This is a genomic window from Acinetobacter sp. VT 511, from assembly GCF_001077515.1.
In the GTDB taxonomy this organism is placed as follows: domain Bacteria; phylum Pseudomonadota; class Gammaproteobacteria; order Pseudomonadales; family Moraxellaceae; genus Acinetobacter; species Acinetobacter schindleri.
This window is the reverse complement of sequence record NZ_LFRE01000052.1, coordinates 84,615-98,400: the sequence shown is the minus strand read 5'-3', so window position 1 is coordinate 98,400 and position 13,786 is coordinate 84,615. Positions and strand designations below refer to the sequence as shown.

14 protein-coding genes are annotated in these 13,786 nt (G+C 43.1%); 3 read left to right on the top strand and 11 right to left on the bottom strand.

Annotated features, from left to right (window positions below; translation table 11 throughout):
* Positions 1-12: 12 nt before the first annotated feature.
* Positions 13-372 (bottom strand): 50S ribosomal protein L20, encoded by a 360-nt coding sequence (gene rplT / locus ACS72_RS05330; RefSeq protein ID WP_004647525.1) that lies wholly within the window; start codon positions 370-372, stop codon positions 13-15.
* A gap of 11 nt (positions 373-383) precedes the next feature.
* Entirely contained in the window at positions 384-578 is a 195-nt protein-coding gene (gene rpmI / locus ACS72_RS05325; RefSeq protein WP_004278281.1) for a 50S ribosomal protein L35, read from the bottom strand.
* A 411-nt stretch (positions 579-989) separates the two neighbouring features.
* On the opposite strand from rpmI, the gene ACS72_RS05320 reads away from it, so the two are divergent.
* On the top strand, positions 990-1,730 hold the full coding sequence (locus ACS72_RS05320; protein ID WP_048881472.1) for a TonB family protein: 741 nt from the start codon (positions 990-992) through the stop codon (positions 1,728-1,730).
* A gap of 26 nt (positions 1,731-1,756) precedes the next feature.
* Here ACS72_RS05320 and ACS72_RS05315 read toward each other — a convergent pair whose 3' ends face one another.
* The 3 genes from ACS72_RS05315 to ACS72_RS05305 all read right to left on the bottom strand — a co-directional run bounded on the left by ACS72_RS05315 (position 1,757) and on the right by ACS72_RS05305 (position 3,183).
* Positions 1,757-2,179 (bottom strand): YqaA family protein, encoded by a 423-nt coding sequence (locus ACS72_RS05315; RefSeq protein ID WP_048881471.1) that lies wholly within the window; start codon positions 2,177-2,179, stop codon positions 1,757-1,759.
* Positions 2,180-2,196: 17 nt separating this feature from the next.
* Positions 2,197-2,487, bottom strand: coding sequence for a hypothetical protein (locus ACS72_RS05310; RefSeq protein ID WP_048881470.1), 291 nt, complete (start codon positions 2,485-2,487; stop codon positions 2,197-2,199).
* A gap of 75 nt (positions 2,488-2,562) precedes the next feature.
* Positions 2,563-3,183: a glutathione S-transferase N-terminal domain-containing protein gene (locus ACS72_RS05305; RefSeq protein ID WP_048881469.1), complete on the bottom strand. Its 621-nt coding sequence runs from the start codon at positions 3,181-3,183 to the stop codon at positions 2,563-2,565.
* A gap of 283 nt (positions 3,184-3,466) precedes the next feature.
* Between ACS72_RS05305 and ACS72_RS05300 the strand changes: the two genes are divergently transcribed.
* Positions 3,467-3,940, top strand: a complete 474-nt coding sequence (locus tag ACS72_RS05300) for an Hsp20 family protein (protein ID WP_004813021.1) — start codon at positions 3,467-3,469, stop codon at positions 3,938-3,940.
* Positions 3,941-3,988: 48 nt separating this feature from the next.
* Here the strand turns inward: ACS72_RS05300 and ACS72_RS18145 are convergent, their stop codons facing one another.
* The 5 genes from ACS72_RS18145 to ACS72_RS05275 form a co-directional block, all read right to left on the bottom strand.
* Positions 3,989-4,660 carry an HAD hydrolase-like protein gene (locus ACS72_RS18145; RefSeq protein WP_004813022.1) on the bottom strand — a complete coding sequence of 224 codons (672 nt, stop codon included), beginning with the start codon at positions 4,658-4,660 and terminating at the stop codon, positions 3,989-3,991.
* A gap of 243 nt (positions 4,661-4,903) precedes the next feature.
* The gene (gene infC, locus ACS72_RS05290; protein ID WP_076753101.1) at positions 4,904-5,455 is read right to left on the bottom strand and encodes a translation initiation factor IF-3; all 552 of its coding nucleotides are present in this window, start codon (positions 5,453-5,455) and stop codon (positions 4,904-4,906) included.
* Positions 5,456-5,460: 5 nt separating this feature from the next.
* The gene (thrS, locus tag ACS72_RS05285) at positions 5,461-7,383 is read right to left on the bottom strand and encodes a threonine--tRNA ligase (RefSeq protein WP_008303473.1); all 1,923 of its coding nucleotides are present in this window, start codon (positions 7,381-7,383) and stop codon (positions 5,461-5,463) included.
* Between the two features lie 238 nt (positions 7,384-7,621).
* Entirely contained in the window at positions 7,622-8,779 is a 1,158-nt protein-coding gene (locus ACS72_RS05280; protein WP_048881468.1) for an alanine racemase, read from the bottom strand.
* Between the two features lie 22 nt (positions 8,780-8,801).
* Positions 8,802-10,082 carry a D-arabinono-1,4-lactone oxidase gene (locus tag ACS72_RS05275; protein WP_048881467.1) on the bottom strand — a complete coding sequence of 427 codons (1,281 nt, stop codon included), beginning with the start codon at positions 10,080-10,082 and terminating at the stop codon, positions 8,802-8,804.
* A 481-nt stretch (positions 10,083-10,563) separates the two neighbouring features.
* Here ACS72_RS05275 and ACS72_RS05270 point away from each other — a divergent pair, with 481 nt between their 5' ends.
* Positions 10,564-12,204, top strand: a complete 1,641-nt coding sequence (locus ACS72_RS05270; protein WP_048881466.1) for an acyl-CoA synthetase — start codon at positions 10,564-10,566, stop codon at positions 12,202-12,204.
* A gap of 55 nt (positions 12,205-12,259) precedes the next feature.
* On the opposite strand, the gene ACS72_RS05265 is transcribed toward ACS72_RS05270, so the two are convergent.
* The gene (locus tag ACS72_RS05265) at positions 12,260-13,723 is read right to left on the bottom strand and encodes a phospholipase D-like domain-containing protein (RefSeq protein ID WP_048881465.1); all 1,464 of its coding nucleotides are present in this window, start codon (positions 13,721-13,723) and stop codon (positions 12,260-12,262) included.
* Positions 13,724-13,786: the final 63 nt, after the last annotated feature.

Here is a 13,786-nt window from a genome sequence, read left to right as displayed (position 1 = left end):
AGTCATAAAGACTTATGCAGCCAATGCATCTTTAGCTTTAGAAGCTAGAGCTGCAAACGCAACTGCGTCATGCATAGCGATGTCAGCAAGTACGCGACGGTCGATAATCACTTGAGCTTTTTTCAAGCCAGCGATCATACGGCTGTACGACAAACCATTTTGACGAGCACCAGCGTTGATACGCGCAATCCATAGAGCACGGAATTGACGTTTCTTCTGACGACGGTCACGGTAAGCATATTGACCAGCTTTGATTACCGCCTGGAACGCTACGCGGTAAACGCGTGAACGAGCACCATAGTAACCTTTAGCGCGAGCAAGAATTTTTTTGTGACGGCGATGAGCCTGTACACCACGTTTTACACGAGCCATTTATAATCTCCTTAGATGTACGGGCACATACGACGAACTGAAGCAACGTCACTTACGTGAACCATTACACAGCCGCGCAATTGACGAATACGCTTAGCAGATTTTTTGGTCAAAATGTGGCGTTTGAACGCTTGTTTACGCTTAAAACCGTTAGCAGTCGCTTTGAAGCGTTTAGCTGCACCACGGCGAGTTTTCATCTTAGGCATAACAACCTCTTTTGAACACCTGTTCGGCACGTCTGCACCATTGCAAAGACGCCCTGCAGGTAAGGGAGCCGATATTCTAAAGCATCTTTGTTTAAAACAAAAGCAGTATTAAAAGTAAAAGATAGATAACAGGTACTTAATCCTATTTCCCATAAATATTGCGCGATGAAATATCAAGCTGACTAATCCAAGCTTTTTATAATCCACGAATCTTTCTCACAAAAAACTTCTGACTCCTGCAGCAATACATGTATAGCTTGGCTTCATTATGATTTTTTAATTATCACCTTCAATATTTATAAGGCAGAAAAATAAATTATTTTGAATTAGATACTTGCCAGTATTGCCAATTCAGGAAATACTGCGCTTCAAAATTGAACATCCTCTTTGCTTGATTCAAGACCGAAACTTATGAAACGTATTCTGTGTATGACCCTGTTGTTGAGCTTCCCTTTTGCAGCAAGCTATAGCGCATCAACAAAAAAAGCACCGCAATTGCCCACACAGACCATTGATGTGCAGCCAACACATTTGACGACACGCATTGAGTGGACCAAGTTTCCCAAACCAAAATATAGCAATGAAGATTTAAAAGGTCAGGACCGTTCTGCGGTGGTACGTATCTATGCCAATGAGCAGGGACACATCAAACAGGCTGCCATTCAGGACAGTACCGGTTACCAGCAGCTGGATCAGCTACTACTTAATGCCGTGAAATCTGCTGAAGTTAGACCACATATTGAAAATAAAACAGCACTATCGATCATTGGCTATCAGGTGTTTAACCTGAAATTGACTGATCAGGATCAGGAATTTTGTGAATACAGTTTCAACTCTAAAAATTGGCAAGCACAACAACAGCATCAAAAAACTAAATTTCAGTATGTAAACCAGCCTGAGTTCAACGTTGATACAGATTTACTGAATGAACATGACCGAACAGTAGAGTTTCAGATCAAAGCCAATCGCAAAGGCGAGATTAAAAAGGTCAATATCAAAAAAGGTTCAGGCATTTATCAATTAGATCAGCAAGTAACAAGTGCATTAAAAGGTACACAAATCAGTACTAAACGCCGCGCAAGTACCCTATGGTTGTATAAACCATCCAGCTTTAAGGATCAAATTCAGTTTAAACTGAATGAATGCAAATAAACCCAAAGAGGCTTCAAGCCTCTTTTTTAAATCATGCTATAAGCCATGTAAATAAACAGATAACGTCCGATTTTCGCAATACTCACGATCAGTAAGAATCGAGCAAAGTTTTCCTTAAGCAATCCTGCAATTAAGGTAATTGGATCACCAATCATGGGCACCCAACTCAGCAACAAGGACCAATAACCGTATTTCTGGTAGCTCCTTTGTGCTTTTTGCATCTGCTGTTCAGAGACTGGAAACCACTTCCGGCCTTTATACTGCTCAATTCTTAGACCTAAATACCAATTCACGCAAGAACCGAGAATGTTCCCTACACTGGCAACAGCGATCAAAGTAAATGCTGAATAGCTACTATTGACCAGTAATCCTAACAATACCGCTTCTGACTGCAAAGGCAATAAAGTTGCTGCGCCAAAGGCAGACAAAAACAGAATCAGTAATGCCATCTAAGTGATCCGACTGTTTAGCGTGTCAGTCTTAATTGTCTTTTAGCTTTCAGATATTCCATATTTGACCAGAAAAGAGCGAGTATGATTGCAAAAATACGAGACCATTTATATTTGGTTGCCAAGGGCAAAATTGCCTCAGCTAACACATTCTGATCCTTGGTATTCAGCTCATTAATAACCAACTGAATATGCACAATCTCAGCCACAAACAAGGCTAAACAGGCAGCTAGACCAAAGATAATGCTCCAGTAAATTCGTGGATTAGTTTCCACAATTCGAGTGAAGTTTAGGAAAAATGCTTTCATGCTCATATCCAATAAAAAACCACCTGAATCGGTGGTTTTAATAACTTTTGTACATCTTAACATAACAACCGCAGATTAACTGACCTGAATCGCTAATGCTTTTTGCACTGCAGGACGTGCCTGCATACGCTCAATATAATGGCTTACTTCCGGATAATCCGCTAAATCAATACCTTGCCACTCATAACGAAGTAACCAGGGGAAAATCGCCATATCGGCAATTGAATATTCGCCAGTGACATAGTCCTGACCGACCAGCTGTTTGTCCAGTACACCATACAAGCGCTTGGTCTCATTCACATAGCGCTCTGTTGCATAAGGAATCCGCTCTGGAGCAAAACGGCTAAAGTGATGGTTCTGTCCCAGCATCGGGCCTAGCCCACCCATTTGCCACATCAACCATTGTTCCACCTGAATCCGCTTAATCTCATCGGTCGGATAAAACAGTCCGGTTTTACGTCCCAAATACTGCAAGATGGCACCCGATTCAAAGATTGAAATCGACCGATGATCTGGTCCATCCTGATCGACAATAGCTGGAATTTTATTGTTCGGTGAGATTGCCAGAAAGTCTGGCTGAAACTGGTCATTTTCCAGAATATTGACTGGAAGGATCTGATAAGATAGCCCCATTTCTTCTAATGCGATTGTAATCTTATGACCGTTGGGTGTACCCCAGTAATATAAATCAATCATTCGTGCCTATACTCCATACACCTTTATTATGGTGTTCCAACAAAATAATGGATCTGGTCAAAAACAACAAGCAATGCTTAATAAAATAATTTTTTAATGTAATTTCAATAAATTAATTAATTTTTTAAAAAAATTTCACTTAAATTTCTTGAAAATTCCTGGCCTGAACACATATTTATTTCTGCATAAGGATGGTCCATGCATCTTTTGCCCTGTCGATGATCATCATGACAGCGGTGTTTTCTTATTTTTAAAACTTTGCTGACCTCAGGAGGTTCTAATAATGAGTAATATCAATCTTCATCCATTATTCCGCCGCAGCATTGGCTTTGATCGCCTCAATGATTTCATTGATTATGCCATGCAAAGCGATGCGCCAAATTATCCGCCATACAATATCGAAAAACATGGTGAAAACCGTTACCGAATTGTCGTAGCCACCGCCGGTTTTAACCAGGAAGAGTTGAGTATTTCTCTTGAAAATCGCTTGCTGACAATTTCTGGAAAACCTGAAGCTGTTCAGGTTGAAGGTACTGAGTATCTACATAAAGGTATAGCCCGTCGTGCCTTCAAACTATCACTGCGTTTAGACGAACACATTGAAGTACAGCAGGCAGATTATGCTAACGGTCTACTCGTAATTGACCTGCAGCGTGTAATTCCGGAAGAAAAATTGCCAAGACAAATTCCGATTGGCAAAAAGTTGTTGCTGGAAAATCCGGAAGAAGTCACTGAAAAAACTGTCAATGCGGAATAAGTATATATAAAATGTTCTAAAAAGGCCCTTCGGGGCCTTTTTTTGTTTTTAGGCCAATCTGGATTGTGGAGTTAATAACAGACTTTCTAACTGCTGAACGCTATGAATCAAGTAATGTGGCTGATGAGCCACCAATGCAGATTCACTATTAAAACCCCAAGTCACCGCAGCGACAGCAATTCCATTCTGATGAGCTGATTCTATATCAATGATCTGGTCACCAATATAGATGACCTGTTCTGGATGCGATTTGGATTGCTGCACAATTTTTCTAATCTGTTTGGCTTTGCTATAAATTGAAGCATTGCTTTCGACCCACTCAAATAGCTGAAACAGTTCCGCACCTAGATACTTTCGGCAATTATTCGGAGTATTTGAGGTGACAATTGCCAGGCGAACTCCCTGCTGTTTGAGATGGTGAAGTAGATCCGCAATGCCTTCAAATAATTCTGGAGTCTTGCCACTACGACGCATCTCCCGTTTACAGTCATACATTAAGCGAAAGGTCTGAAATATTGACAGGTTGAGTGCCTGACGGATCTGTCGTGGTGGTAAAGCTCTTAAATGCTCGACCTGATCTTTATGCATCAATGCATAGCGATATTTACCGGCAAAGCAATTCAGCAATTCGATAAACTGTTCAAAGGAATCAACCAGAGTACCATCTATATCAAAAATGACCAGTTGATACGGTACAACGCGATTATTTAAAAAAGCCATAAGCCAGTCATCCAGCAATTTATACCAAGTTTTAAAAGTATATCTTTCCTCTACTCATATTCACTCATATTTGTGATGTTTATAACTGTAATCCTGATCAAAATTATTTCGGCACAAATAATGTGCATTATAGTTGAGTTATTTTTTAGGCTTGAAACCGATAGCAGAAACTAGATTGTCTATTTTATGGCTATAAAATAAAAAAGCCCTGCAAGTGCAGGGCTTTTTTCGCTCAATGAATGCTTACTTTTTCTTTTTAGGACCAAGCAGCATACCCATTTGACGGCCTTCCATTTTTGGAGACTGTTCAACTACACCAATTTCCGCTACATCAGCTTCAATTTTTTGTAATTGAGCCAGACCCAACTGTTGGTGAGCCATCTCACGACCACGGAAACGAAGCGTGATTTTTACCTTGTTGCCTTCTTCAAGGAACTTGATAATTGCACGTAGTTTTACGTTGTAATCACCTACATCAGTACCAGGGCGTAGCTTGATTTCTTTCACCTGTACTTGATGTTGTTTTTTCTTCGCTTCTTTCTGCTTTTGTTTAAGATCAAACAAATGCTTGTTAAAGTCCATGATTTTACAAACAGGTGGCTCAGCATTTGCTACGATCTCTACAAGATCAAGCTCTACGCTTTCTGCTGCACGTAAAGCTTCAGTTAAGCTTACGATACCTTTTTGCTCACCATTTTCGTCTACAAGACGGACTTCTTTTGCACGAATTTCATCATTCAACGCAGGACGGTTTGATTTGTTACCGCCCTGTTGATTACGGTCAGGCTGTTTAATCGCTGTTACTCCACAATGTACCGGCCGCGTTCGGCAACGGCTGTTTTTACCAGATCAACGAAAGCATCGATTGACATGGTACCCAAATTTGTTCCTGAGCGGGTACGGACATTTACCGTACCTTCCTCTACTTCACGGTCCCCAAGTACCAGTAGATAAGGAATACGCTCTAAAGTACGTTCACGAATCTTAAAGCCGATTTTCTCATTTCTCAAGTCGGAAATCGCGCGGATACCGCTTTCTTTAAGTTTTGCGACGACTGACTCACAAGCCTCAGCTTGAGAATCGGTAATATTCATGACACACGCCTGAATTGGTGATAACCAAGGTGGCATAAAGCCTGCGTAGTGTTCAATAAGTATACCAATAAAACGCTCGAAACTGCCAAGAATTGCACGGTGCAACATTACTGGCTGATCACGGTCGTTGTCTTCGGTCACGTAAGATGCATCTAGACGTTCTGGAAGGTTGAAGTCACATTGAATGGTACCGCATTGCCATACACGACCCAAGCAGTCTTTCAATGAGAATTCGATCTTCGGACCGTAGAACGCACCCTCACCTGGCTGCAATTCCCACTCCAGACCAGCAGCATCTAAGGCATCCGCCAAAGATTTTTCTGCCATATCCCAAAGTGTATCATCACCAACACGTTTTTCAGGACGAGTCGACAACTTCATTTGTACTTCTTCGAAGCCAAAGTCTTTGTATACATCGAGTGTCAATTTGATAAAGTCTGCAACTTCAGTACCAATTTGTTCTTTGGTACAGAAAATATGTGCATCATCTTGGGTAAAGCCGCGAACACGCATAATCCCATGTAAAGAACCGGATGGTTCGTTACGGTGACATGACCCGAATTCTGCCAGACGTACCGGAAGATCACGGTATGACTTTAAGCCTTGGTTGAACACTTGTACGTGACAAGGACAGTTCATTGGCTTCACCGCATAGTTACGGTTTTCAGAATGAGTCGTAAACATGTTGTCTGCATAGTTGGCAGCATGGCCTGATTTTTCCCATAACGTGAAATCAACCACCTGTGGTGTGCGGATTTCTTCGTAGCCATTGTCCTGCTGAACTTTACGCATATACTGTTCAAGAACCTGGTAAATGGTCCAGCCATTCGGATGCCAGAACACCATACCCGGTGCTTCTTCCTGCATATGGAACAAGTCTAGCGCTTTACCGATTTTACGGTGATCACGTTTTTCTGCTTCTTCAATACGTTTGATATAAGCCGCTAACTGCTTCTTGTCTGCCCAGGCTGTACCGTAAATACGTTGCAGCTGTTCGTTTTTCGCATCACCGCGCCAGTAAGCACCCGAGATTTTAGTCAGCTTGAACGATTTTAAGAATTTAGTATTTGGAACGTGCGGACCACGGCACATATCCAGATAGTCTTGATGGTAGTACAGGCCCATTTGCGTTTCTTCAGGCATGTCTTCGATCAGGCGGAGTTTGTATTCTTCGCCACGTGCAGTAAATTCTTTGATCACTTCATCACGTGGTGTCATTTTTTTGATGACATCGTAGTCTTGGTCGATGAGCTTTTTCATACGCTCTTCAATCGCTGCCATGTCGTCTAGAGTAAATGGACGTGGCATCCAGATGTCATAGTAGAAACCTTCTTCAATGACTGGACCAATTACCATTTTTGCTTCTGGGAACAATTGCTTAACAGCATGACCCACTAGGTGTGCGCAAGAGTGACGAATGATATGCACACCATCTTCGTCTTTCGGCGTAATAATCTGTAAGGTTGCGTCTTCAGTAATAAGATCGCAAGCGTCTACTAAACGATCGTTCACACGACCTGCAACAGTATTTTTTGCTAGACCAGGACCGATGCTTTGAGCAACTTCCATCACAGATACGGCTTGATCAAACTGTTTTTGATCGCCATTTGGCAAAGTGATAATTGGCATATGAAATCCTTAAGGAGTGATGCCCCGTACAATGGAGCATGTCACCGCGAGATTATGATCGAGGAGAACCTCAAAAGATAAAAACGGTGGATAAATAAAAAATCGCCTAGAATTTTACACGTCTCGGGCCATTTAATAAACCGTTAATCCTTTTTTCTCGGCTGAAAACATGCTTTGCTGCCAATCCTTTGCAGTATGTTCAGGATGACTTGGAAGATAACCACCATGATCTATCCTGTTATTCCCTAAAATTCTCCCACTTTTGATATTGTCCCTGCTCATAAGCATACAGCGAAGCAAATTGTGGCAGAATCGATTCACTTTGGGCTGGTCGGAAAAATACATAATCATCGACCTGAATCCGGCAACCAGATGGAATCTGCAACAATTCCTGATTACTACTGCGCCCATACAGTAAATGCGGTTTCGTACCTGGTGGATAGATGCATTTCCCGCGCCAGTAGCCACCATAAATACATACCGCCCGTTGCCGTGGTTGAAATCGTTTTAATCGCTCTAATCCAGGTAACTGAATTTGGTCCAGCACTTTCAATACTGGTGCAGCAATCCATAAAGCCGGTTGCATGGGCTCTAGGCCTTCCAGATCAAAATCAGTTGGCTTGAGCAGCATCGAACCGAAGGACACATCATTACAGACCGTCTGGATAAAGTGGTGATGCAAGGTGCCACTTCCCGCTCCATTCAAACAAAGAGCAGACAGATCCAGTTCAGGCAGCATCTGGCACATGACATTAATGAAGTTCATATAACACTGTTGAGATTTCTGATAGCTCTGGATGGGAGGAAATAATGCACTAGGCAACTTAGAAACATGAGCATCGTAACCCATCAGACCACTTAAACTCAGATATTCCGAATGGCTTTTGATAATCGCCAGGCAGTGCATAAACTGCTCTAGATCTGACAGCCCACCACGATGAAGGCCAATATCAATTTCAAGATTGATCCGCAGCTGTAGATTCCGCTCCTTGGCATATGCCAGATAATTTTTCAGACGCTCAGCTGAATCAATCAGCCACTGCACTTTCGGCAGATGCTCAGCCTGATCTGCGATAAAGCTTTTCAGACATTGCAAAGGTACTGGCTTGCCCATCAGAATATCTGCTTGCGTATAGGCTTGCAGGATATGGATCGCATGCGGAAGATGGAACACCATAAAAGACTGGGTATTAAAGGCTTTAGCAATTCGTTTTAGCAACATTGAATTCGCTAATGATTTCACCACCAGACGCGGTTTCAGATGGATCGGCATCTTATACTGCAACCAGTCAACATTCTGTTCTAGCTTAGACAGATCCAGAATCAATTGAGGTTGTCCATTTCCTTGCTCATGCAGAGTTTTCTGGAGTTCCTGAAAGTAGTCAAGATATAGCATACTGTATTCCTCCTCAGCTCATTCAAGATGGAATGAACAGGCGCTCCAGATAAGGATTGAGCCATTTATCCTGTGGATCAAGGGATTTTCGTAACTGCATAAACTCATCCCATTTCGGATAGAGTTCACAAAGCTGTCGGGCTTCCAGCGAATGCAGCTTGCCCCAGTGCGGGCGTCCTCCGTATTTTCTGAAAATCGGTTCTACCAGATCAAAAATCACCTGATAATCTTGCTTGTAAAATTGATGTACCGAGATCGAAACTGAATCTTGCTGATAAAATGGACTTAGCCAGATATCGTCCCCACGTACATAACGAAATTCAATTGGAAAAAATACCGGCGCTTTCTGTTGCTGTAGTACTTCCATAACCTCCTCAAAACAGGCCAGTCCCTGTTTCACCGGCAACTGATATTCCATTTCATTAAAACGGGTATTACGTACACTAGGAAAAATACGGCTGGACCAGTCCACTGCTTTCGATGGCCGGATCGCTATATTTAACAGACGCTGTAACCAGGGATTGAGTCCTGGCCAAATTCGATTCAGCTCACAGCACATGTTCAACATGAAGTCTTCATCCAGCCACCCATCTGGCTTCGCCTGTGCTTCTTCCTGGGTCTCGTCCAGACTTTTTAGAATGACATTATCACTATGGGTAAAGGCCCAAAACTCTATATGCCGGTGCTGATGCTTCCATTTGTCGATGTTTGCATATAGGTCGGTGAGTGAGCAAAGTCGAATCTGCTCCTGCAACCGGTACATAGGCCGGTTTTGTAGCTGGATACGGGTCATAATGCCCAGACTGCCACATGCCACCCGTCCTGCAGCAAAGATATCTGCATGCTGCTCAGAGTTACAGCATAGCAAGTGACCGTCCGCAGTCAGCAATTCAAATTCAGAAACCAGAGCAGAAAGACAAGGTAACTCCACCCCGGTTCCATGCGTACCTGTAGCAATGGCACCTGCCAGACTTTGCCGGTCAATATCCCCCTGGTTTGCCAATGCCTGATCAATGGTGGCCAACTTCTCGCCTACATCATACAAACGGGTCCCGGCCCAAAAGGTACTGCGACACTGTTCTCGATCATAGTCACACATCCCTTTAAGCTGATCCAGACAAACCAGCACGTCGCTGGTTTTTGCCAAGGCACTAAAGGAATGGCCTGCACCCACAACACGTAATTTTGGATAGACACGCACAAGCCCCTGCAGCATCTCAATGCTGTAAGGATGAAAAATACTGGGACTGGATCGCTGGGAACCTGACCAGTTGGCCCACATCTCTGCACGTGCTATCTCCATAGCGGCTTCCTTTTACCTGGTTTTAAGTCAATAAAACCCGGACATAATTGCTCTTATTTTTGTTGTTATGAATATCTTTCTATTTAGAAATCATCATGCAGTCATTTAGAGAAACAAGTCAATTTTAAAGTCTATGTAAATTTGTAAAACTCGTTTTTTTATAAATACTTGCAAAATAATTTGATTTTATCAGTCACTAATCCACAAAAATAAAAGCCAGTCATTTTATCTATTTGCACTGGTCTTGGAAGCTAAATTGCACACCGGATTCTATTTGAGCCAACTGTATTCTGTTTATTATGATGACAGACATGGAAAGTAACAGTTCATTTTATTTATTAAAGTTTAATAAAAACAAAAATATAGATATTAAAAGCTTGATCTTTCATTCACGCTCGACTAAAGCATAAATGTCACAATCACTAAAAATTGCTAGATTTAGAGTAATTACATAATAATTATTTATTCATGGAGTAGAACAATGGTCAGTGCATATGATGAATTACCACGCACACCAGCAAACTTTGTAGCGCTTTCACCTTTACGCTATCTAGAACGTGCGGCCTATATCTATCCCAACCAGAATGCCATTATTCATGGCCAGCGTGAAATTACCTGGCGTGACACTTATCAGCGCTGTCGTCGGTTCGCTCACCAGTTGCAACAGCTTGGTGTAGGCAAAAATGATACCATATCTGTCCTTTTACCTAACGTCCCAGCCATGATCGAGGCGCACTTCGCTGTTCCGATGGCAGGTGCTGTACTGAATACCTTAAATACCCGTTTAGATGCCAAGACTTTGGCTTTTATGCTAGAACACGCGGAAACTAAAGTTCTGCTCGTCGATCCTGAATTTACTGCTGTGGCGCAGGAAGCGCTGGCACTGATCAAGCAGGATATTTATATCATCGATGTAGCAGATGAGAACTATGAAGAAGCTGCTGATCGTATTGGTCAGATTGAATATGAAAGCTGGCTGGCTCAAGGCGATGCCAATTTTGAATGGCACCTGCCACAAGATGAATGGGACGCAATCAGCCTGAACTATACTTCAGGTACAACTGGCAACCCGAAAGGCGTGGTTTATCATCATCGCGGCGCGTATATCAACGCAGCCAGTAACATCATTGCCTGTGGCATGATGCCACGTGCAACCTATCTCTGGACCCTGCCATTATTCCACTGTAATGGCTGGTGTTTTGCCTGGACCATGGCGGCCAACGGCGGAACCAATGTCTGCTTACGAAAAGTTGATCCTGAACTGATCTTCCAGCTGATTGCCACACATAAAGTCGATTATTTCTGTGGTGCACCAATTGTCCTGTCGATGCTCATCAACACACCGGAAGAGAAAAGAACCAAATTTGATCACCGTGTAGAAGTTATGGTGGCAGGTGCTGCGCCTCCAGCAGCCATCATTGAAGGTATGCGCAATATTGGTATCAATGTAACGCACGTTTATGGTTTAACCGAGACGTATGGCCCTTCTGCCCTATGTGCATCTCAAGCTGGCTGGTCCGATCTCACCATCCAGGAACAGGCCCAGTTGCACTCACGTCAAGGTGTACCATATCCATTGCAGGATGGTATGAAAGTACTTGATCCTGAAACCATGCAGGAAGTGCCACATAATGGTAAAACGCTGGGCGAGATCATGTTCCGCGGTAACATCGTCATGAAAGGTTATCTGAAAAATCCGGAAGCTACGGCAGAAGCCTTTGCCGGTGGCTGGTTCCATACCGGTGACCTTGCTGTTTGCCAGCCAGACGGTTATGCCAAAATCACTGACCGCTCTAAAGATGTCATCATTTCAGGTGGTGAAAATATTTCTTCGCTAGAAGTAGAGGAAGTGCTGTATCAGCACCCTGCGATTCTGACTGCAGCGGTAGTCGCCAAACCAGATCCACGCTGGCAGGAAGTGCCGTGTGCCTTTATTGAACTCAAACAGGGCTTCGAAGTTACACCAGAAGAAATTATTGAATTCTGCCGTGAACATTTGGCGCGTTTCAAAGTGCCAAAAGATGTGGTGATTACTGAGATTCCAAAAACTTCGACTGGCAAGCTACAAAAATTTGTCCTGCGTGAATGGGCCAAAGAACGCTCAACTGGTGAGTTTAGTTAATCCATTGTTATGCAATAAAAAAGGAAGTCATCTCGACTTCCTTTTGATTTCTGATCTAGAACGTCGACCAGCCACTCCATTCCATAAAACGGTATAGCCAGTATTTAAAGAACGAATCTTCTGCATATTGCGTATAGTCCACGCTCATGGAACGACCATTCAGATTTGACCATGCACCGTCAAAATATTGCTGGGCATCCTTGAACACTTCGGCCTGAGGCAGCCCCAGCACGCGCATATTAGTTTCCAGATTATAGTTTTTCAGATTCCGTACGGTAAAATTAGCCGAGCCTAAAATCATTTCAGCTTGCTGAGCATTGCGCTTCATCAGTATTTTGCTATGACATTGCTCACCCTGAGTACGGCACCAGCGCACATCAATACCTGCTTTATGCAGTTCCCAAGCCACTTGCCGGTTTGGAATTCCGTTTTTCTCACGGCCAAAAGCATCTTTATTTGGATCGAGTAAAACCCGGACTTTGACACCACGCTCATGTGCCGCGATCAGGCTTTTAATAATTTTGCGCTCAGACAGATAAAACATCGCCAGATCAATCTGCTCATTGGCTTTGGCGGTCTGAATGAGATTCAAAATCGCATCATAAATAGCTTTTTCAGTTAGCACCTGAACTTGTGGCTGGCTGCTGTCTGCCTGAAAATCCCCGGCGACAATGGCAGGCATATTGGCTTGTGACATCATGCCGACAGATTGCTCGGTTTTCAGGATATCCACAGCGGTGCTACCCCAGACCAATAAACCGATATTGGAATGGCGTGAACTGCCATCATGCGGATTCATGGATGTGACCAGTGCTTTCCAGCCTTGATCGGTATCCACCACCATGGTTTTACGATGATTGGCTTTAAAGTTAAACAGCTCAAAATAACTGCGCAGGGTAATTTTTTCTGTTCCAAATGGATTCGGCAACCAGCCTGTTTCCGGATTATTGCCAATGCCCTGGCAACAGATATACCAGAAGCCGGACCAGCCTGGATTGGAAGCCCGCAATGGCGTCAGATTGGTTTCAATCACATCAACACCGTGCTGACGTAGGGCTCGATACTGCTCGGATCGGATTCCGCCATAGACCGAATTAATCGGATCGGTAATAAACTTGATTTCGACTTCAGGTTGCAACAGACGTTTACTGATTAAAGCATCCGTCAGTTGTTGACTTAATGCCTGATGTTCCTGCGTAGATGCCCCTGTTTGCTGATTAAATAAAAACATATCCAGCACAATCAGCGATTTGGCTTCTTCAATCATTTTCAGTATTTCATTAAAAATGCGATGATCCAGATGCTGTTTTCCTTCGGCATCCAGATAAGTCTGATCGGCCAGAAACTTGACTTCGGCATGGCGAAGCTTGCCTGTGTAATTCAGACCTTCCGGCAACGGCTTATACGTGTGGTAGATCGCCGAAGCTAGATAACCCACAGCCAGCATACTAATGATCAAAGCCGCATAACGGCGATTCGACCAGTTCAATTTATTGTGAATTCGTTGAAAGATACGCATAAGAAAAAACCTAACCCAATAGGCTCAGGCTAGGTTTAATCTTATGATTTTTCAAGTAGATTT